Source organism: Aquamicrobium sp. YD-1-mutant5 (assembly GCF_059509755.1).
Genome location: NZ_JCAKKP010000017.1, coordinates 37,154 through 58,956, shown reverse-complemented (window position 1 = coordinate 58,956; position 21,803 = coordinate 37,154). Strand labels below are relative to the sequence as shown.

14 protein-coding genes are annotated in these 21,803 nt (G+C 63.5%); 7 read left to right on the top strand and 7 right to left on the bottom strand.

Translation table 11 applies throughout. The features are described from left to right. Window positions 1-222: 222 nt before the first annotated feature. Entirely contained in the window at window positions 223-2,157 is a 1,935-nt protein-coding gene (locus tag AC5XE7_RS17930) for an MOSC N-terminal beta barrel domain-containing protein (protein WP_495367036.1), read from the bottom strand. Between the two features lie 291 nt (window positions 2,158-2,448). Here AC5XE7_RS17930 and AC5XE7_RS17925 point away from each other — a divergent pair, with 291 nt between their 5' ends. Genes AC5XE7_RS17925 through AC5XE7_RS17915 form a run of 3 tightly spaced genes read left to right on the top strand, consistent with a single transcriptional unit; the run spans window position 2,449 to window position 6,098 of the window. Beyond that, entirely contained in the window at window positions 2,449-3,939 is a 1,491-nt protein-coding gene (locus tag AC5XE7_RS17925; protein ID WP_495367035.1) for an aldehyde dehydrogenase, read from the top strand. A gap of 15 nt (window positions 3,940-3,954) precedes the next feature. Continuing rightward, window positions 3,955-5,316: a glutamine synthetase family protein gene (locus AC5XE7_RS17920; protein ID WP_495367034.1), complete on the top strand. Its 1,362-nt coding sequence runs from the start codon at window positions 3,955-3,957 to the stop codon at window positions 5,314-5,316. Then, window positions 5,316-6,098 carry a gamma-glutamyl-gamma-aminobutyrate hydrolase family protein gene (locus AC5XE7_RS17915; RefSeq protein ID WP_495367033.1) on the top strand — a complete coding sequence of 261 codons (783 nt, stop codon included), beginning with the start codon at window positions 5,316-5,318 and terminating at the stop codon, window positions 6,096-6,098. The genes AC5XE7_RS17920 and AC5XE7_RS17915 overlap by 1 nt, the downstream gene beginning before the upstream one ends. 365 nt (window positions 6,099-6,463) lie before the next feature. Here AC5XE7_RS17915 and AC5XE7_RS17910 read toward each other — a convergent pair whose 3' ends face one another. Continuing rightward, entirely contained in the window at window positions 6,464-7,897 is a 1,434-nt protein-coding gene (locus tag AC5XE7_RS17910; RefSeq protein WP_239801453.1) for an NAD(P)(+) transhydrogenase (Re/Si-specific) subunit beta, read from the bottom strand. Between the two features lie 11 nt (window positions 7,898-7,908). Then, entirely contained in the window at window positions 7,909-9,480 is a 1,572-nt protein-coding gene (locus AC5XE7_RS17905) for a Re/Si-specific NAD(P)(+) transhydrogenase subunit alpha (RefSeq protein ID WP_495367032.1), read from the bottom strand. Between the two features lie 827 nt (window positions 9,481-10,307). Here AC5XE7_RS17905 and ftsZ point away from each other — a divergent pair. Beyond that, window positions 10,308-11,297, top strand: a complete 990-nt coding sequence (gene ftsZ, locus AC5XE7_RS17900; RefSeq protein ID WP_239801456.1) for a cell division protein FtsZ — start codon at window positions 10,308-10,310, stop codon at window positions 11,295-11,297. Between the two features lie 41 nt (window positions 11,298-11,338). On the opposite strand, the gene recQ is transcribed toward ftsZ, so the two are convergent. From recQ to AC5XE7_RS17880, 4 genes are all read right to left on the bottom strand, one after another. Further along, window positions 11,339-13,138, bottom strand: coding sequence for a DNA helicase RecQ (gene recQ / locus AC5XE7_RS17895; RefSeq protein ID WP_495367031.1), 1,800 nt, complete (start codon window positions 13,136-13,138; stop codon window positions 11,339-11,341). A gap of 370 nt (window positions 13,139-13,508) precedes the next feature. Beyond that, the gene (locus AC5XE7_RS17890; protein WP_495367030.1) at window positions 13,509-14,660 is read right to left on the bottom strand and encodes a DUF2218 domain-containing protein; all 1,152 of its coding nucleotides are present in this window, start codon (window positions 14,658-14,660) and stop codon (window positions 13,509-13,511) included. Continuing rightward, window positions 14,657-15,475, bottom strand: coding sequence for an ABC transporter ATP-binding protein (locus tag AC5XE7_RS17885; RefSeq protein WP_495367029.1), 819 nt, complete (start codon window positions 15,473-15,475; stop codon window positions 14,657-14,659). Before AC5XE7_RS17885 ends, AC5XE7_RS17890 begins: the two co-directional genes overlap by 4 nt. Beyond that, window positions 15,472-16,548, bottom strand: a complete 1,077-nt coding sequence (locus AC5XE7_RS17880; protein WP_183832372.1) for a FecCD family ABC transporter permease — start codon at window positions 16,546-16,548, stop codon at window positions 15,472-15,474. The genes AC5XE7_RS17885 and AC5XE7_RS17880 overlap by 4 nt, the downstream gene beginning before the upstream one ends. Window positions 16,549-17,178: 630 nt before the next feature. Here AC5XE7_RS17880 and AC5XE7_RS17875 point away from each other — a divergent pair. From AC5XE7_RS17875 to AC5XE7_RS17865, 3 genes are all read left to right on the top strand, one after another. Then, window positions 17,179-17,433 (top strand): hypothetical protein, encoded by a 255-nt coding sequence (locus AC5XE7_RS17875; RefSeq protein WP_495367028.1) that lies wholly within the window; start codon window positions 17,179-17,181, stop codon window positions 17,431-17,433. Window positions 17,434-17,805: 372 nt separating this feature from the next. Then, window positions 17,806-19,539, top strand: a complete 1,734-nt coding sequence (locus AC5XE7_RS17870; RefSeq protein ID WP_495367027.1) for a hypothetical protein — start codon at window positions 17,806-17,808, stop codon at window positions 19,537-19,539. Window positions 19,540-19,783: 244 nt separating this feature from the next. Beyond that, window positions 19,784-21,775 carry a type I secretion protein gene (locus tag AC5XE7_RS17865; protein WP_495367026.1) on the top strand — a complete coding sequence of 664 codons (1,992 nt, stop codon included), beginning with the start codon at window positions 19,784-19,786 and terminating at the stop codon, window positions 21,773-21,775. The last annotated feature ends 28 nt before the right edge of the window (window positions 21,776-21,803 follow it).

Below are 21,803 nucleotides of genomic sequence, written 5' to 3'. Positions count from 1 at the left end.
TCATGACCGGATCATGATCCGCAAGCCGCCTATATCTCTATATATTGCGATCGCAGATCGCGCAATTGCGTGAGGCATGAATTTTTATTCTGCTCACACAAAGCGGCAATAAACCTTTTTATCAGCGAGTTATAGGAAGGCTGACAAAACGACTCTTCTTTTGCGAACTCGCCAAAACAGCGCCTGATTCAGGACATCTGCGCAGACAGAGAGCCAACGTCTTCAGAGCTCAATGACGACATCGCCTATGGGGGAGGTCGAGCAGGCAAGAACCACATTCGCCGCCTTTTCCTCATCCGAAAGCACGGACCGGTCGCGGTCGGCAGCATTGGCCGCGATGCGCCAGTCTCCCGTTACCACGGTGCAACGGCATGAGCCGCAGATACCGGCCTCGCAGTCGGACTGGATTTTGACGCCGGCACCGCGCGCGAGCGCGAGAAGCGTTGTGGTGCCCTCGCCCTCCACCGTCTTGCCGGACCGCTGGAAGGAAACGCTGTAGCGCCCGATCGGGGGAAGATCGACAGCGCTTTCGTCCGCCCCGAAACTCTCTTCCAGATAGGCCAGCGCCGGTTGCGCCGCCAGGCTCGTGCACACATCGCGCACCTTGTTGCGGAAGCCCGTCGGACCACAGCAGAAGGCGATGCGTTCGGACAGGTCGGGGCAGACGATTTGCGCCATGCTCTCGTCGAACCTGCCGGCATGCACAATGCCCGGCGCATCAACGGCATCGTCCGCGCCTTTCGCGGAAAGATTCCAGGAAATGTGCAGCCGCTCACCGAACTGATGCTGGAGCAGTTTCAGTTCGTCCCGGAACGGCATGTCGGCCGCGGTTCGGGCACTGTGGTGGTAGACGACATCGCGATCGAGATTGGCGTCGGCAATGGTGCGCAGGATCGAGATCATCGGCGTCACGCCGCTTCCCGCCGAGACCAGAAACAGCTTCTTCGCATCCCCGGCGGCGCCCAGATGAAACTTTCCGTTCGGACCGGAGGCCTGAAGCCGGTCGCCGACATGCAGGTTCTCATGCAGCCAGCACGACACGAAACCGTCCTGCGCCCGCTTGACGGTCACCGACATATGCAGGGGCCGCGAGGGAGAGGACGAGATCGTATAGCTGCGGCGCACGATCTCACCGTCGATGACGGGCATCAGCGTTATGAACTGGCCGGGCGAATAGGTGAAGGAGGGCTCCGCCACGAAGCGGAAGGTCTTCATGTCGTTCGTCTCGTCAATCACCGCCACGCATGTAAGCTCCACCTGCCGGCTGCCGGACTGAAGCCCCTGCGCGGCCGCCATGGGCAGGCGCGTGATCTTCCGCGCCGAACCCGGCAGCAGCGCCACCGGCTTCCTGCGCGACAGGACCTCGACTGCATCGCCGAGATGGATACGGCCAGCCGAATGCGGAATCAGGAACTGGCCGAAATAGACCTTGCCGTCTTCACCCCGCCGCTGCTTTCCCAGCATGCTCAGCGGCTCGTGATCCTGACGCGCCTGACCGCTCGCGGGGTCAAGCGTGGTCATCATGCACCGGTCGCAGGCCCCGGCGACCTCGAAGCGCATGTCGCCGATGCGAATTTCGGCCCATGCGTCCTCGTCGAAGGGAAGCTCGCCAGCCACCACGACATTCGGCCGGAACCGGTCCATTTCCACCGGCTGCTCGAGATAGAGGTTCAGTTCTTCCAGCGACGCGGTGCTGGCCAGCAGAAGCGGCGCGGTGTCGGCAAGACTGACGACCCCGCCGCTGCCGATGTCGAGTGCGCGGGGATGACGGTCATCCTGCAAGACCAGCCGGCATGGCCGCTCCAGATGCCCGCAAAGCCAGTCCGCCACCGCATCGCCGGCATCGCGGGCTGAAACCTCGCTGCCCCATACGGAAACCGGCCCGCAGGCAGGCTTCAGCTCTTCCCGGCGAAATCCGATCGGCGGCTTGCCCGGCGCGAACAGGATCACCTCGTCGCCATCCAGAACCACCCTGATCTGCATCAGCAGCGGAGCAGCGCGCGCGGTAATGGCGCAGCCCGTCTCGTCGACGACCATCATCGAGCGATCGTCGAGAAGCCCCTTGGAGCCGACACGCGCCGACAGCACCGGCATCCCCCGCGCCGACTTCAGCGGGAAGATCGTCAGGCTGGCGATGGTCATGGGCGCAGTTGTCATTCGTCATCCAGTATAGGCGGATTTCGCCGTCGTACAGAACTCTTGCGCGGCTCAGGCATGGTCCGGCATCGACCTCCGGGGTCGGTCCGCTTCGGAAGGCATGGCTTCGCGCACGCCGTTCCTGCGCCGTCATTCAAGATTTTCTGCACATATATATTGCGATCGCAGATCGCACAATGTATCAGGATGAAAATGGAATGACGGGTCGAAGAAATTCGCTTTTTCAACGACGAGCCCTTCCCGCAATATCCTGAAATCCAGTTTCATCCCTGCCGCCTGAGAGGAGTTCACATGGCCGATCGCACCGACTGGCACCAGTTGGCAGAGACCGTGAGCTTTCCCAGGCTCGCCATCATCGATGGCCGCAAGGTGCCGGCAGTGTCGGGCGAAACCTTTGCATCGGTGAACCCCGCCACCGGCAAGGTGCTGGCCGAGGTGGCCGCCTGCGACGGCCGCGACATCGATCTAGCCGTCGCCGCCGCGCGCCGCAGCTTCGAGCAGGGCATATGGCGCGACCGCGCGCCGGCCGAACGCAAGGCCGTGCTTCTGAAACTGGCGGAACTGCTGCGGGCGGAACTGCCCCGGCTGGCGGTTCTGGAATCGCTCGACATGGGCAAGCTGGTGCGCGATGCCCACGACAACGACATCGCCAACGCCATCAGCATCCTTCAATGGCATGCTGAGGAAGCCGACAAGATCTATGATGAAGTGGCACCGCTGCCGCCCGGCAATCTCGGCATCGTGCGGCGTGTGCCGCTGGGGGTCATCGGCGCGGTGGTGCCATGGAACTTCCCCTTCAACATGGCGGTGTGGAAATGCATTCCCGCACTGGTTGCCGGCAACAGCGTGGTGCTGAAGCCGGCCGAGCAGTCACCCTTCACAGCCCTGCGCCTTGGCGAGCTGGCGCTTGAGGCCGGCATTCCGGCAGGCGTGCTCAATGTGGTGCCGGGGCTTGGCGAAACCGCCGGACAGGCGCTTGGCCGCCACATGGATGTCGATTGCCTGGCCTTCACCGGCTCCACCGCCGTCGGCAAGCTGTTCCTGCGCTATGCGGGCGAATCCAACATGAAGCAGGTCTGGCTCGAGTGCGGCGGAAAATCTCCCGCAATCGTCTTTTCCGACTGCGCCGATCTCGATCATGCCGCAGACCAGATCGCCGCCGGCATCTTCTACAATCAGGGGCAGGTGTGCTCGGCCTCTTCCCGCCTCTATGTTCATGCCCCGATTGCCCGCCGGCTTACCGATCTTCTGGTGCAGCGCGCCGGGCGTTACCGCCCCGGCGACCCGCTCGATCCGGCTTCCGGCCTCGGCGCCATGGTCGATGCCAGGCACGCCGCCACCGTCATGCGCTATGTGGAGGCTGGAAAGCGGGAGGCCGACCTCGCCACCGGAGGCTGCGCGGCCATGGTGAACGGAGCGGGCAGCTTCATAGAACCGACCATCTTCACCGGCGTGCGGTCGGAAGCGTCGATCATGCAGGAGGAGATTTTCGGGCCAGTGCTTTCTGTCTCGACGTTCGAGCATGAGGACGAGGCCGTCCGCCTCGCCAATGCCAGCATCTACGGGCTCGCCGCCTCGATCTTCACCGACGACCTGTCGCGCGCTCACCGGGTATCGGAACGCATCATGGCCGGCGTGGTGGCGGTGAACGTCGTTGACCCCGTCAATCCCGCCGTCCCTTTCGGCGGCTTTCGCCAATCCGGCAATGGGCGTGACCTCTCGCGCCACGCCGTCGACAAATACACTGCACTGCGGACCACCTGGATCCGCCATCGTCACTGACAACGGGAGAAATGATTGCAGTCTGAGGAAAGCCGGAATGCCGCGATCGCGTGGCTGGAAAACAATCCGCAGGTGGAAAGCGTGCGCGTCGCCATATGCGACCTCAACGGGGTGATGCGCGGCAAGCGCATTGCCGCCGATCAGGCGCGCAAGGCGCTCGATGGCGGCATGCGGATGGCCTATTCGCTGATCGGCATGGACATCTGGGGAGAGGACATCGAAGGCAATCCGCTGGTCTACAGCACCGGCGATTCCGATGCGGTGTGCCATTGGACCGGCCGGCCGATCGTTCCGGTGGACTGGACACCGCTGCCGACGGCCCTCATCCCGCTCACGCTCGCCTATGATGACGGGCGGCCGTTTCCGGGAGACCCCAGACAGGCGCTGGCGGAAATCCAGAGGCGGTATGCCGCGCGCGGCCTCACGCCGGTCGTTGCCACCGAGCTTGAATTCTATCTGTTCGATGCCGCCTCCAATGAACCCGTCGGGCCGGTCTCGCCGGTCAACGGCAGGAGACTCAATGCGGATGGAGCCCTGTCCATCGACGAACTGGACGCGTTCGAGACCTTCATCTCGGAAGTCTATGCCGCCTGCCGTGCGCAGAACATTCCCGTCGACACCACCATTGCCGAGAACGGGGTCGGCCAGTTCGAGATCAACCTCAACCATGTCGCCGATGCGCTGAAGGCGGCCGACGATGCCATCCTGTTCAAGCGGGTGGTGCGCGGCATCGCCCGCAAGCACGGCTTCATCGCCAGCTTCATGGCCAAGCCCTATGGCGACCGGGCGGGCAGCGGCCTGCATGTGCATTTCAGCCTGCTCGACGGCGACGGCAACAATGTCTTCGACGACGGCACCGAGAAGGGCACGGACATCATGCGCCACGCCGTCGGCGGTCTCCTGCGCGGCATGGCGCAGAGCACGCTCATCTTCGCGCCGCACTTCAACTCCTACCGCCGGCTGCGGCCCAAATCCTATGCGCCCACCGCCGTGGCATGGGGCTACGAGAACCGGATGGTGGCGATCCGCATTCCCGGCGGATCGCACAAGGCACGCCGCATCGAGCACCGCGTCGCCGGGGCCGATGCCAATCCCTATCTGGTTCTGGCCAGCGTGCTGGGTTCGGCCCTGATCGGCATGGAAGAGGCCTGCGATCCCGGCCAGCCCATCGCCATGGATGTCGATTCCCACGATCTGCCGCGCCTGCCATCGGACTGGCTGGGAGCAATCGCCGCCTTCGAGCAGGGTGACCTCATGCAAGCGCTTTTCGCTCCGGAACTGCGCGATGCCTTCATCGCCTGCAAGCAGCAGGAAGCCGATACCTTTGCCCGCAAGGTCGGCAGCTTCGAGCTCGAAACCTATATGGAGATGGTGTGATGGCAAGGCCCTGCGTCGCCGTCGCCACCGACACCATCGAGTTCGCCGGAACCGAATGGTTCGCCACGCAGCGCCAGTATGTCATGGCCGCCGCGCGCGCGGCCCGCGTCACACCGCTTCTGGTGCCGAACCTCGGGAAGGAACTGGACTGCGAGGCCGTGCTCGACGCGGTGGACGGACTGCTGCTCACCGGCTCGGTTTCCAATGTCTATCCCGCGCTCTATGGAGGCGAGGTCAGCCCCGCCAACGAGCCCTACGATCCGGCCCGCGACGCCACCAGCTTCGCCTTGCTGGAGCTTGCCCTGAAGCGCGGCTTGCCGCTGCTGGCGATCTGCCGCGGCCTGCAGGAGCTGAACGTCGCGCGCGGTGGCACGCTGCAGACGGAAATCCAGTCCATCGACGGCAATCTCGACCACCGCGCGCCGCAGTCGCCGGATCGCGCGGAGCGCTTTGCGGTGAAACACAGCATCCGGGCAGCCCCCGGCTCGCATCTGGCGGGGCTGATCGGCGATGAGCCCGTGATGGTCAACTCGCTTCACCGGCAGGCGATCGCGCGGCCCGGCAGCGGCATCGTTGTGGAAGCGGCCGCCGGGGACGGCATTGCCGAGGCCGTATCGGTACAGGATGCACGCAGCTTCGCCATGGGTGTGCAATGGCATCCCGAATTTGCAGCCGAAAACGACCCGGTGTCGCAAAAGCTGTTTCGCGCGTTCGGCGACGACGTGCGCGCCCATGCCGCGCAACGCTTTCAGGAACAGGAAGCCATTCAGGCAAAGGCGTGATCTGAAATCACGGTATCGGTGAGCGAGGTCGTTTTCCGTAGCTGCTTCATGATCGGCGCCGGGCGATCGCGCCGTCCCTCCATCGACATTGACAGCGTCTTTACCGATTGGCCCTGATGAACTGGTGGTCTTAGAGACTGGGATTCGGGAACTCGTCATTCACGACCAGTAAGCCGGTCATGATTTCGCGCGGTCGCAGCGTCCCATCGTCTGGGTCACACGCAAATGCGTTGCAGGCTCGCGTCAGAAGAAGTGACCGGGATATTTCCGAAGGCTTGCAAAAGCGCCGCCTGCCCGGTCAGGCTTTGAACTTCATGCTCCCGGCAAGCAGATCCTTGCCGGGAGCAATCTTACGGAGCCGGTTTTCAGCCGATCAGCGGCAGGAGCTGGTCGAGGCTCTTCTTGGCGTCGCCATAGAACATGCGGGTGTTCTCCTTGTAGAAGAGCGGATTTTCGATGCCGGAATAGCCGGTTCCCTGACCGCGCTTCGACACGAAAACCTGCTTGGCCTTCCACACTTCAAGCACCGGCATTCCGGCAATCGGACTGTTGGGGTCCTCCTGCGCGGCCGGGTTGACGATGTCGTTGGAGCCGATGACGATCGCAACGTCCGTTTCCGGGAAGTCCTCGTTGATCTCGTCCATTTCCAGAACGATGTCATAAGGCACCTTCGCCTCGGCCAGCAGCACGTTCATGTGGCCCGGCAACCGCCCGGCGACCGGATGAATGGCGAAGCGCACATTCTTGCCGGCAGCCCGCAGCTTGCGGGTCAGTTCGGAGACGGACTGCTGGGCCTGCGCCACCGCCATGCCATAGCCGGGCACGATGATGACACTGTCGGCCTCGTTCAGCGTTGCGGCCACACCATCGACGTCGATAGCGATCTGCTCGCCTTCGATTTCCATGGCAGGGCCAGTCGTCGTGCCGAACCCGCCAAGGATGACGGAAACGAAGGAACGGTTCATCGCCTTGCACATGATGTAGGACAGGATCGCGCCGGACGAGCCGACCAGCGCACCGGTCACGATCAGCAGATCGTTCGACAGCGAGAAGCCGATCGCTGCCGCTGCCCAGCCCGAATAGCTGTTCAGCATCGATACGACGACGGGCATATCGGCGCCGCCGATGCCCATGATCAGGTGATAGCCGATGAACAGCGCCGCCACCGTCATCACAGCCAGCGCAGCGGTGCTGGCCGTGTTCAGGTAGACGACGAGCAGCACCAGCGAGATGAGCGCGGCGCTCGCATTGAGGATGTGACCGCCGGGCAGCTTCTTTGCCTTGCCGTCCACCTTGCCCGCCAGCTTGCCGAAGGCGATCACCGACCCGGTGAAGGTCACCGCGCCGATGAAGACGCCGAGGAAGGTTTCCACCCGCAGGATGGAGATTTCGGCGGGGGTTTTATGCGCGATGCCGGCGGCGAAGCCGGTCAGGGCAAGGCGTGCGTCCGCCGCCATCGCTGCCACGCCCGTCATCTCGATATGGGTGTTGAAGCCGATGAATACGGCAGCCAGACCCACCAGCGAATGCATGGCGGCCACAAGCTGCGGCATTTCGGTCATCTGCACCCGCTGGGCGACGATCCAGCCGGCGGCGCCCCCGACGATAAGCACGGCCAGCGAAAGCTGCCAGAGGCCCGAACCGGCACCCACGAGCGTGGCTATGACCGCCAGTGCCATGCCGACGATGCCGTACCAGACGGCGCGTTTGGCGCTTTCCTGACCCGACAGGCCACCGAGAGAGAGGATGAACAGGACTGCCGCGACGATATAGGCGGCAGTTGTGAAACCGATTTCCATAACCCTCTCCCTTACGACTTCTGGAACATGGCGAGCATGCGCCGGGTGACGAGGAAGCCGCCGAAAATATTCACGCCCGCCATCAGCACGGAGAGTGCGGCCAGCACGATCACCAGCCAACTGCCGGAACCGATCTGAAGCAGCGCGCCCAGAATGATGATCGACGAAATGGCGTTGGTGATCGCCATCAGGGGCGTGTGCAGGCTGTGGCTGACATTCCAGATGACCTGGAAGCCCACGAAACAGGCCAGCACGAAGACGATGAAGTGCGACATGAAGCTGGCGGGAGCGAAATAGCCGGCCAGCAGCAGCAGAACGCCGCCTGTGGTGAGCAAGGCCACCTGATTGCGGGTCTGAGCCTTGAAGGCAGCCGCTTCCTGAGCCCGCCTCTCCTCGGCGGTCAGCTCTTTCGGCTTCTCCCTTGGTTTGGCGGCCGCGATGGCCCTGACCTTGGGCGGCGGCGGCGGCCAAGTGATCTCGCCCTTATGCGCAACCGTCGAGCCGCGGATCACGTCGTCTTCCATGTCGTGAACGACGACGCCGTCTTTCTGGGGCGTCAGGTCGCTCAGCATGTGGCGAATGTTGTTGGAGTAGAGGCTGGATGCCTGTGCGGCCATGCGGCTCGGAAAATCGGTGTAGCCGATGATGGTCACGCCATTGTCGGTGACAATGCGCTCATCCGGCACCGTCAGATCGCAATTGCCGCCGCGCTCGGCCGCCAGATCCACGACCACCGATCCGCGCTTCATTGCCCTGACCATGTCCTCGGTCCACAGCTTGGGTGCCGGGCGTCCGGGAATGAGGGCCGTGGTGATGACGATGTCGACCTGAGGCGCAAGTTCACGGAACTTTGCAAGCTGCTTGGCGTGGAACTCGGGAGAGGACGGGGCGGCATAACCGCCGGTGGCCGAGCCATCCTGCGCCGGTTCGAAATCGAGGAACACGAATTCCGCGCCCATGCTTTCGATCTGCTCGGCCACTTCGGGACGAACGTCGAAGGCATAGGTGATGGCGCCGAGGCTGATGCTGGCACCGATGGCGGCCAGACCGGCCACGCCGGCACCCACCACCAGAACCCGCGCGGGAGGAATCTTGCCAGCCGCCGTCACCTGTCCGGTGAAGAAGCGGCCGAAATTGTTGGCGGCTTCGATGACGGCGCGGTAGCCGGCCAGATTGGCCATGGAAGACAGGGCATCCATCTTCTGGGCACGGCTGATGCGTGGCACCATATCCATGGCGACGACCGTGACGCCCTTGCGCTTCGCCTGTTCCAGAAGCTCGGGATTCTGGCCGGGCCAGAAGAACGAGATGAGCGTCTGCCCTTCACGCATCCGCTCAAGCTCGTCAGCTTCCGGACCCCGGACTTTGACAAGCAGATCGGACGCTTTGGTTACGGCTTTGGCATCGGCAAGTACCGTGACGCCCGCTTCGGCGTAGGCTTCATCGGTAATGCCGGATTTCTCGCCGGCTCCGGCTTCAACCAGACACTCATGACCGAGTTTCTGCAGATGCCGCGCCGAGTCCGGCGTCAACGCCACCCGGCTTTCGCCGTCAGCAGTTTCCCTTAATGCTCCGATCTTCAAGTTTATCTCCCCTGCAACACGCTTTATCCCGTTGGCGCTCGTCTGGAGCCGTACTGCAAGGTTCCGAGAAACTGATCGGGCAGTTTCTGAACCACGCCAGCTACCAGGCGGCCACTCAGTTGCGCGATTTTTCTGACAATGACAACATCATCCTGACAATGAATCATTGCCGGAACCGAATTTCTCAACAGCGTGCAGTGCAATACGCATATCGAGTCTGATGGAATTTGTGCCGTCACGGCCATCGGGATGCGAGACAGGTCAACGTTCCGGTTTCGTCATTCCGGCAGGGCCAAGGCCGCACTCATGCACGCCTCAGCCAGCTGATTTCCATAGTTATTTCATGCAGATATCGGATGATTTCCGAATTTTCAGATTACGGACGCCGAAAGACCGCCGCCTGCAGGACAGCCGGGCAGGATATTTTCCCGGCCATCTGAGATGTTGCTGCAAGCTCATCAGTCCATTTATTTTCAGCGCCAATCCCTGTGCCAGCTTCAAACTGAGTTCTGCACCAGATCGCTTTGAGTTTTTCTTTGGAACGGTGAACGCCGGGCCGGCAGGAATACGGCCTTCACGCCTCATGTGCATTTCGGCAGCGAAGCCGGATTTTCGCAGCAGGAGGCAGAAAACGACGGGCAGCCCTGTTGAATTCAGGAAGGAAAACGACCGGTCCGGCGCGCTGTCGTCGCCATGCCGCCACGCAATTCTCTCTGCCCTTTCCCGTCAATGACTTAAATAAGTCCCTTATTGGGAACGATACGGATAGAGTCGTGATTCACATGTCGCCGCCTCGCCGGACGACCTGACCTTCCGTATTCTGGAGTATGGACATGAGTACCAGACCGAACATCGTTGAACTCAAGCCCAAAATCGCTGTGATCGGGGTCGGCGGCGGCGGCGGCAACGCCGTCAACAACATGATCACCGAACAGCTGGAGGGCGTAAACTTCATCGCCGCCAACACAGATGCGCAGGCCCTCGCCATGTCGAAGGCATCGCAGCGCATCCAGCTTGGAGCCATGACCACCGAAGGCCTTGGCGCCGGCTCCCTGCCTGAAATCGGCTACGCAGCCGCCGAGGAAACGCTGGGCGAAGTCATGGAGCTTCTTGCCGGCACGCATATGTGCTTCGTCACTGCCGGAATGGGCGGCGGCACCGGCACCGGCGCGGCTCCCCTCATCGCCGATGCCGCCCGCAAGGCAGGCATTCTCACCGTTGCCGTTGTCACCAAGCCCTTTGTCTTCGAAGGTACGCGCCGGATGCAGGCTGCGGAGCGCGGCATCGAACGCCTGCGCGAATGCGCCGACACGGTCATCGTCATTCCGAACCAGAATCTGTTTCGTATCGCTGATGCGAAAACGACCTTCGGCGATGCCTTCATCATGGCGGATCGCGTGCTCTATTCGGGCGTCAGTTGCATCACTGACCTGATCGTGAAGGAGGGGCTCATCAATCTCGACTTCGCCGATGTGCGCTCGGTGATGCGCGACATGGGTCGCGCGATGATGGGCACCGGCGAGGCGACAGGCGAAGGCCGGGCAAAGAAGGCGGCAGAGGCGGCAATCGCCAATCCGCTTCTCGACGAAGCGTCGATGGGCGGCGCGAAGGGTGTGCTGGTCTCGATCTCCGGGGGCCAGGACATGACGCTGTTCGAGGTGGATGAGGCAGCAACCCGTATCCGCGAGGAAGTCGATGCCGATGCCGACATCATCGTCGGCGCCATCTTCGACCAGGCCCTGCAGGGCAGGTTCAGGGTTTCGGTGGTTGCCACGGGGTTGCGACAGCAGTCACCGGCCATCGAAATTGCCGGATAATCGCGTCCGCCTGCCATCGGCAAGCGGCACCCCGAAAATCCTCAGGCGTGCTCCGCGATGACCGACAGGAAAGCCGGGCCGTAGCGATCGAGCTTGGCCTCGCCGACACCCGGCACTTCCGCCATTTCGCGGCGGGAGGCCGGCCTTGCTGCCGCAAGCTCAATCAGCGTCTTGTCGTGAAAAATGACATAGGGCGGCACGTTCTGCGCGCGCGCGATCTCCAGCCTTTTTTGCCGCAATGCCGCGAACAGGGCACGATCCGCCTCGGCTATGGCAGACTCGGCGCCGCCGCGGGCCACCCTGCCACGGCGCGCGCGTGGCGGCCGTGGCGCGCGCAGCATCAGTGCGGGCTTATCGCGCAGAAATTCGCGGCCGGCGGATGCGATCGACAGGCCGCCATGACCGGCGAGATCGACATTGATGAAACGCAGCGCGATCAGCTGGCGCAGGATTGCCCGCCATGTGCGGTTGTCGTGCTCCGTGCCGATGCCGAATGTCGATATGCGATCATGCCCGAACCCGGCGATGCGCTCATTTTCCACGCCGAGCAGAACATCAGCGATGTAAGCCTGCCCGAAGCGCTCGCCGGTGCGATAGATGCAGGAAAGCGCCTTCTGCGCGGCTATCGTGCCGTCGAAAAGGATGGGCGGCTCCGCGCAGGTGTCGCAATTTCCGCAAGGCTCGCACTCATCGCCGAAATAGGACAACAGCACCTGCCGCCGGCAGCCTGCCGTTTCGGCCAGCCCCAGCAACGCATCGAGCTTCTGGCGTTCCATGCGCTTGCGCTGCTCGGGCGCGTCGGATTCCTCGATGAAACGGCTGCGCAGGGCGATATCGTCATGGCCGTAGAGCATGAGCGTATCCGACGGCAGGCCGTCGCGCCCGGCGCGACCGGTTTCCTGATAATAGGCTTCGATGCTGGATGGCAGATCGATATGGGCCACGAAGCGCACGTCCGGCTTGTCGATGCCCATGCCGAAGGCGATGGTGGCCACCATCACCACCGCTTCGCCATGCTGGAAACGCGTCTGGTTGGCCTCGCGCGCGGCCTTTTCCATGCCGGCATGATAGGCCAGCGCATCATAGCCCTGGTCCCGCAGCCATGCGGCGGTTTCCTCGGTCCTGCGCTTCGACAGACAGTAGACGATGCCGCTCTCGCCCTCGTGGCGGCGGAGAAAATCCTTAAGCTGAGCGCGCGGATTGTCCTTTTCCTCGATGGCGTAGCGGATGTTGGGCCGGTCGAAACCGGCAATGAAGGCATCTGTCCCGGCAATGTTCAGGTGCGTCAGGATTTCGGCACGCGTCGGCTCATCGGCCGTCGCTGTCAGCGCCATGCGCGGCGTGTCGGCAAAGCGCTGCACAACCGCATCGAGCTGGCGATAGGAGGGGCGGAAATCATGCCCCCATTGCGAAAGGCAATGTGCCTCATCGATGGCAATCAGCGACAGCTTCACCCCGTCGAGCCGGTCAAGAACGTCCGGCCGCAGCAGCATTTCGGGCGCGACATACAGAAGGTCGAGCCCGCCGGTGCTGACGGACTGCCAAAGCTCGCGCCTCTCATCCGGTCCGAGATCCGAATTGAGCGCGGCCGCCCGGACACCGGCCTGTCGGAGTGCGGCCACCTGATCGGCCATCAGCGCCAGCAGCGGCGAAACGACGAGCCCCAGACCCGGACGGGCGATCGCCGGAATCTGATAGCACAGCGACTTGCCGCCGCCTGTCGGCATCAGCACGAAGGCGTTGTTGCCCGCAATAACATGCTCCACGATCCGCGCTTGCGGACCCCGGAAAGCGTCATAGCCGTAGACGGATTTGAGAATTTCGAGGGAGGAGGCAGCCATGTTCTTCTGTGCCGGAAATTAACGGATGGGATCGCTCATGCATATCGGTTCAGCCTGCAGTAGCACAATGCGTGGCCGGACGGACGTCTGCCAGGCACAGGTGCGGCACCCTGCCCCGCCCCGTGGTCGGGACAGCGGAGCCTATGGCTGTGGAACTCGGGAAAGGAGCCGTCCGGCAATCATGTGTTCAGCCGCGTGGCTGGGCGGCAGCATGGATAACCATGCTGCCGGAACAACCGGGGAAATCAAAACGCTGTTTTCCACGAAAGACCATGGCTGCCATCGGCTCCCGCATGATGCTCTGGAAGCCATGCCCGCTACGGCATGTAGGAGAGCCTGTGCAATCGATGCAGACTTTCAGTCAGGAACCTCAGTCTCCCACCGCCAGGCCGAGACGTTTTCCGATCTTCGTGACCACACTCGAGACGGCGTCCAGACGGCTGGCACCATCCTCGCTGACACCGCGCCGCCAATAGGAGGTGACGAGGTGCTGTTCCTTTCCAAGCTTGAGCACATTGCGCACATGGGAGCGTATGTCCCTGAACGCGGAAAATTCGCAACCGGCCCAGACGAACACCCGCTCTTCACCAGCAGGCACTTCGACTGACCGCACCGCATCCGCAAGCAGCGTGGTCGTTCCCGCGGCCGCGCCGTTCCGGTGCAGCCATTTCAGTTCGAAACCTTGCGGCAGAACGATATCCTGCTCCTCGGCGCTGTCCGCCACTTCGATCAGGGCCACGCCGCGGCTGTCGGGCGACAGGTTTTCAAGGGCGCGCGCGATGGCAGGCAATGCCGTTTCATCGCCTGCCAGCAAATGCCAGTCGGCCTGCCGGATTCCCCGGCCACCCGGACCGACCATTCCGATCAGATCGCCCGGCTTCGCGGCGATCGCCCACGCCGAGCCCGGCCCTTCGTCGCCGTGCACGACCAGATCGATGTCCAGCGTTCCCGCTTGCGCATCCACGGAACGGATCGTGTATTTTCGCACCGACGGCTTGCCCGGGCCACCGGGCCAGCGGAAGCTGCCCTGCGCATCGAGAGCCGGCCACTCAGGCTCCACACCTGCCGGAGGCACCAGCAGCTTGCAGTGGATGTTGCCAAGCCCCGAAAACCGGAGCAGATTTTCACCTGCCAGGCGAATGCGCTGCATATGCGGCGTGATGCGCCTGGTGCTGACCACCCGCATCAGCCGGAAATTGGGTGGCGCACCGCTATCGCTTTCGTCCCCGGTCCAGACGATGTCGCTCGCCGAAACGCCGGTGAATTCCACGACATGCTCGGCCAGTTCCATCTTGATTTCCTGAAGCAGGCTTCTGTCTGCCGCTTCGGCGCGCAGATGCAGCGATCCTTCCTGCGGCCACAGCACGCCACGGCAGAAATCGAAATCCAGAACCGTCGCTTCTCCCTGCGATGATGCGCGCGCACCATGGCTTTCCAGATGCCCGGCGATGTCGGGAATGTGGCGGGCGGCATCGGCGATCGCGACCGTTGCCTCGGCCACCAGTGGAAAATGCCTGTTCATGCTGCGTCTCCGGCTGCCTGTCGCGCCGTAGCGCCATTTTCCGTCAGATCCCTGATGTCGATGCGCAGCGAGCCGCTGGGGAGCGCCACGACATCGGCGACAACCCCATAGACATCCCGCAGCATAACGGGTGTAACGGCATCCGTGGGTCTGCCCTCCACGTAAAGGCCGCCGCCGCTCATCACCACCACCGTATCGGCCCACTCGGCCGCCAGCGCCAGATCGTGCAGCACGATGACGGCGGAGCGCCCCGAGCGGGTCAGTTCCCGCACCGTGCGCATGATGTGGAACTGGTGCCGCAAATCCAGCGCACTGGTCGGCTCGTCAAGCAGCAGCAGTTCAGGATCAGGTGCCAGCGCCTGTGCGAGCCCGGCCATCTGTCTTTGTCCGCCGGAAAGGCGATCAAGCGGCTCAAGCGCGAGATGAACAGCGTTCAGCCGTTCCAGAACCGCAACCGCCCTGCGACGCAGCAGCTTTTCGTTTCCCGTCGGCGAGGCCACCTTGAGGGCCGTAACGATGGTTTCCAGAACACTCAGCCCCACTCCGGCCGGCAGCGACTGCGGCATGAAGCCGACATAAGCGGCACGCTGCTGGCGCGACATGGCAAGCAGGTTATGCCCGTTCAGCCACACCTTGCCGGAGGCCGGCAAAAGGCCGGCGATAGCCCGCAGCAGCGTTGACTTGCCAGCGCCGTTGGGTCCGACCAGCGCGGTGATCCCGCCTGCCTGTATGGGCGAGACGTGCAGGTCGCGGATGATCGCACGGCGGCCGTAGCTCACCGTCAGCCCGCTGATGTGCAGGGATTTATTGCTCATGGACGCCTGCGCCTCCGATGGATCAGGACGAAGAAGATCGGCAGACCGACCAGCGATGTGACGATGCCGACCGGCAGCAGCATGCCCGGCACCAGCGTCTTTGATGCGACGGAAGCGAGCGACATCACCAGCGCCCCGCTGCACAGGCTTGCCGGCAAAAGGAAGCGGTGGTCCTCGCCCACCATCAGGCGGGCGATATGGGGACCGACAAGGCCGATGAAACCGACGGTTCCGACAAAGGCGACAGCGGTGGCTGCAAGCAGGCTGACGCGCAGCAGAGAGAAGAACCGCAGGCGGCCAACGTCGATGCCGAAGCTTGCCGCGCGCTCTTCACCAAGCCGAAGCGCCGTCATTTTCCACGACGAGGCGAGCGAAAACGGGAACAGCAGCACCGTGACGAGGCCCAGCACCGCCACCGTTTCCCAGCTGGCCGCGCCGAGATTGCCCATGCTCCAGAACACAAGCTGCTGGAGTGCATCTGCCGAAGCCATGAACTGCACCAGCGCCACCAGCGCATTGAAGGTGAAGACCAGCGCGATGCCGAATAGCACGAGCGTCTCGATGCCCCCGCCACCGCGCGCCAGATACTGGAGCAGCAGCACCGAGCCGAGCGCGAAGACGAAGGCATTGCCGGCGATGATCATGTGCGGCGGAACGAAGGGAAGCCCGAGGCCGAGAATGATGGCAAGCGACGCGCCCAGCGATGCGGCGGAGGAAACACCCAATGTGAAAGGACTGGCCAGCGGATTGTCGAGAACAGTCTGCATCTCAGCGCCGGCCAGAGACAACGCCGCCCCCACCAGCACCGCCATCATGGCGATGGGCAGCCGCACGTTCCAGAAGATCACCTCCATGGCGCGGGTGGTGTCGGGATGCCCGGTGACGACTTTCCAGAGCTCGCTCAATCCCATGCCCGAAGGACCGGTGGTCATGTCGAGCATGATCGCCAGAAGGGTCATGACCGCCATGAGTGCCACCAGAAACCCGCGTCGCCGCATGAGGCGGGCATGAACTTCCAGTACCTGCCTGCCGCCGTCGGTGCTGACGGGCTCCAGCGCGCCGGGTGCGGTCATCGGATACCCCCGGCCACCGGCGCGCTGGATGTGGCCGGCACGCAGGAAAGAGACACGGGAATGCGGATCATGGAACAACCTTCCGGGCGCTGCCTGCTGCCTGTTTTACTCCGGGCAGGAACATGAGCGAACCTTCGGACGCAACCCGGATGTAGACGGCTGCAACCCTAACCATAGAGCCATCGCCTTCTGCAATGGCCAATTTTGCCCGGGCAGCGCTCAATCCATTTCCGGCCAGCCTTGCTGAAACCGGCGAAAATGGCTTCGTGGCGGATTTGACGTCTTGAATGAATCATGAAGCCAGCCCCATCAGCTGTGGCTCAGCTTCAGCAACATCACATCCTGTTTCCCGCAAGGTCATGTGCCATGGCCATCGCTCATTCGGGCGTTCTCCGGCGGACAGCGTGATGTCGATTTTCAGCACTTTGAACCGTCATTTTGTTGCTGTTCGGCAACTGGGGGTGAAAAATGAAACAGACTGCGCGCGGCACGCAAAAACACTGAAGGGCAGCGGTGTGTGCCGTGAACCCAACAAATCAAGCATTAAACCTGAGTTTCAGGCCCTGAAACCACGCGGTCACTCGCCGTTGCGCCAGTTTGCCTGCTCCGTTAGGTCTGCCGGATCATTGTGTGTTTTCCGGCAAGGCTGGCGTGGAAAAGCTCGACCTCAAGCGATTGATGGCCGCCTTCGTGAAGATGCGGCCGCGCCTCGAAGCGGCGGCGCTCGCCCGCGTGCGCTCCACGGCCACGGCCGAGGATCTCGTTCAGGCTCGGAATGCATCGAAAAAACTGCTTTCAGTTTGTTCGGCAGAGCCATGGCCACCCATGCATCCAGAGCTGAAACGGCCCGGATACCATCCGATACGCGTAGTCAAAGGGACGTAGCTCCCGTCTCTAATCCCATCCTCCCGGATGAGGGAATGCGCGCCCATTGCCTTATTGCGCATGGGATTACGACGCAGGTGCAACTGTTCAATGGAAGTTCCCGGCGCGACAGTCCAGACGCCGGACAAGCCAGAATTTCCGGAATGGGAACGAGGGTTCTTGACCAAGGGGGGTCCCGCGTCTCCGGAAAGAAAGCTCCCGGCCAATAAGCAGTGCCCAAAACAGCAGTGCATTGTCCATCTTCGTGGGGGGGATGCACACAGCAGACGACGGCCGTTTCGGTCGTCGAACCAGTGGAACCGTGCCGGCACCATATCGCCTGACAGATGACGGGTGATCGTGTCGCACGGTTCTTTAATCGAGGACACGATCATGGGTAACAATAACGGGTTTGGCGGGTTTGGCCTTTATCTTCCTGGCTGGCCGCTCGGCAATCAGGACCAGAGCCAGGATCAGGACCAGCATCAGGATCAGGGGCAGGACCAGCATCAGGACCAGGAATCCTGGCAGAACCAGGACCAGGAACAATCCGCGCAGAATACGGCCAACAATGAGGCCAGCAACAACGCCGGTAACAATGCGGCCAACGCTGCCGGAAACGCCGCTCAAAACGGCGCATCGAACCAGGCCGGCAATGCGGCCAACAACGCAGCCAGCAATGCAGCGGCCAATGCGGCCGGCAATGTGGCGGAGAATGTCGCCACCAACGCCACCAATGTCGCCACGAACGTTGCGACCTCGGTGTCGACATCCGTGAATGTCGGCCTTGACGGCATCATTCCCAGCGACAACGATTTCGCCGACGTCGATCTCTACGGCGGCGCCAGTGTGGATCAGCTCTTCATCAATCGCGACGGCGTGATTTCCTACGATCCGGGCGACGACGTGTCCTTCGAGGACATCCTCAACGGCTCGCTGAACGGATCCGGCAACAATGCCTTCGTGTTCAATCAGGTCAACGATCTGGTCGACAACGACACGCTGAGCGACCCGCAGGTCCACAACAACGCAAACTTCCAGCAGCAGGGCAGCGCCACGGGCGGCTTCGCCAAGACCGGTGACGGCATCGATGCCGGCGGCGGCGGCGGCACCGGTGGAGGCGATGCCAATGCCGATGGCGGTTCCGGCGGACGCGGCTCGGCATATGGTTCCGACGCCTTCGGCGGCTTCGGCGGGCACACCAGCGCCAGCGCCGGCGACGGCAATGGCGCGGCCGGTGGCGACGGTGCGGCAGGCACCGGCCTCGGGCTCGGCCTCGGCGGCCTTGGCGCCGGCATTGGTGCCGGTGGCAGCGGCGGCACTGGCGGTGACGGCGGCGCAGGTGGCAGCGGCGGCTCCGGTGGCTCTGCCTATGGCGGTGCCGGTGGATCGGGCAGCGGCGGCCCCGGCGGATCGGGTGCCGGTGGAACCGGCGGCAGCGGCGGCACGGCCGGCGATGGCGGCGCAGGTGCGGCGGCAGCCGATGCAGCAGCGGCGGCGGCGTCTGGATTGGCGGGTGCGGCGGCGGCTGATGCGGCAGCGGCGGCGGCAGCGGGTGGCCCTGGCGGTACCGGTGGCACCGGCGGCGCTGGCGGCGTCGGCAATGGCGGCCTCGGCGGTGACGGCTTCGGCGGCTTCGGCGGTTCCGGCACCGGCGGCATGGGCGGCATGGGTGGCGCAGGCGGCACCGGTGGCGACGCCGATGGCGGCGGCGGCCTCGGCTTCGGCGCGGGTCAGGGCATCGGCCTCGGCCTTGGCGGTGGTCTCGGCGGCGCAGGCGGCGACGGCGGTGCGGGCCTCGGTGGATGGGCTCTGGCGGCCGGCGGTGACGGTGGCGCGGCCTGGGCAGGAGAAGTATCCGGCGGCAATGGCGGCTTCGGCGGCATGGGCGGCATAGCCACCACGGGTGCCGGCGGTGCAGGCGGCGCAGGCGGCGTGTGGGGCTCCAACAACGGCGATGACGGCTACGTCACCGGTTCCTCGCAGGCCTCTGCCAGCGCGCTCGTCGATACGAGTGCCTTCAACCAGCAGATCGTCATGGGCGCCAACGTCCTTGGCAATACGGTTGACATGACTGTGGTCGGCGGCGACCTGATCAGCACGCTGGTCGGGGAAGATGACGGATAAAAATGCCGTCCACGGGTCCGGCGCTCTCGCCCCCCAAGAGCGCCGGGTTCTGGAGCTGTGCATGGTCCCCGTGCACAGCTCCGCACTTTTCCCTTCATGCCCGCAGCGGGCAATCACGGAAAACGGGGGAAGCAGATCTGGAATGAAGCCCTGCGCCGCTCGCCAGAGCGGCAGGCCGGGGCATTGCAAGGGGTGGGCGGCCCTGACGAACGGTTTTGCTGGCAAGCCAGCGAGGTAGTGCACCATGCATATGGACTCGACCACCGAGATCATCGCCCATTTCATCGGAGTGTTTTCCCAGACAGTCGAGGACGTGCGGCTGCGGCTGGACTATGCGAAGTTCACCGCCCAGCGCGAAGCGCCGCCCGAAGCGGGAGAGCTGCCCGACATAAAGCTCGCCATGACCAGCCCCTACACGCTGGGGCAATTCGCGCCGACGGTGACCTATTCGCCGCCGTCCTTCGACATCGTGCCGGCGAGCGTGACCACTTCGGTACCCACCCATCAAATCCCCGTGCATATCCCGCCGGGCAACATGGCCGGCGTGGCCGGTCCCGCCCGCCAGCATGACGTGCCGGGAGCGGGTGAGAGGGTGATCCCCGAATATGAGCCGATCGGCTCTCTGGCGGTCTATCTGCGGCAGGAAGCACAGCTTGTCGACAATGACTATCTGTCGATCGGCGATCACGGGCTTGCGATGCAATCGGCAGGCGATCCCGTCGCAGCACTGGCGAAGCTGATGGAAGACGCTGCGCAGCTTCAGCCAGTCGCCGACATGGACAGCCTGCATTCGCCATCCGGTGCTGGCGATTTCATCCATCAGGTGGCCGCCGCCGCCGATGCGCTGCCCGACGCTGCGCCTGAGGACGGCAGCCTGTTCGTGGCGCAGGGTGCGGCCACCTCCGGCATCCATGTCAACGGCGAAAGCCTCGACGAAGCACCGGTTCTGGAAGATTTTCTGCCGGTGAAATTCCACCCCCCCGCCGGGGATTCGACCGCGCAGACGCAGGACGCTGCACCGGTGCCCACCGGCGTCGACCATTCGCTCACTCCGATGATCGGGCTGGAGGCGGGAGGCAATCTGCTGGTGAACGAGGCGGTGCTGGTCAACAACTGGCATGGCGCCCCGGTGGTTGCCGCGGTCGGCGACTATATGCATGTCAACGCCATCAGCCAGACGAATGTCTGGAGCGATTGCGATGCGGTTTCCGATGCGCTGGGCGGCTGGCAGCGGCTGACGGATACGCCGACGCAGGCCTTCAATGTCGCGACGATCGAGACCATCGCCAACCCGGCCTATGGCGGGCAGGCTGCCGAAGGATCCGGCTTTCCCGCCTACTGGCAGGTGGCGCGGATCGACGGCGATCTGGTGATCGCCAACTGGATCAGGCAGATCAGCTTCGTGCAGGACAACGACGTCACCGTCATGTCGGCCTGCGGCGGCGGCACCACCATCACGCTCGGCGACAACACGGCCGTTAACATCGCGTCCGTGGCTGAGCTCGGCAATTATTATGATGTCATCATCGTCGGCGGCAGCGTCTATCACGGCAACATCATCAGCCAGACAAACATCCTGCTCGACGACGATCTCGTCGGCACGGTCGGCGACTTCCATACGGCGGGCGAAGCGTCGCTGTCGACGGGCGGCAATCTGTTGTGGAACCAGGCGTCGATCACCCAGTTCGGGACGATGAGCTTCGAAGGGCTTCCGCCGTCCTTCCGGGAGGCCGCGGACAAGCTCGCCTCCGGCCCCGCCGACGCGCCGGCCGATCTGCTCCGGCACGAAGCCTTCAGCGGCGTGGGCGGGCTGAAGGTGCTCTATGTTTCCGGCAATGTGGTCGACCTTAACTACATCAACCAGACCAACATCCTCGGCGATGCCGATCAGGTGGCGCTGGCCATGGATCAGGCAGGCGCATATGCCGATGCCGACTGGACCATCTCGACTGGCACCAACGCACTCGTCAACCATGCCCACATCGTCGACGGCGGCGTCGATTCCACGGTCTATGCCGGCGGCAATGTGTATTCGGACGAATTGCTCATCCAGGCCGAGCTGATTTCGCACGACAGCGGACTTTACACGCAGGACGCCAATGCGCTGGTCAGCGAGGCCGTGGTGTTCCTGAGCGACGACCTGCTGGCGCCCGACACCGGCGATGGCGCAACGGCCCATGACGGCGGGGTACCGGACATCGGATCCGCCGATCTGATGCAGACCATGCTGAGTTGATACGAACCATACTGACCAATGCGGACGG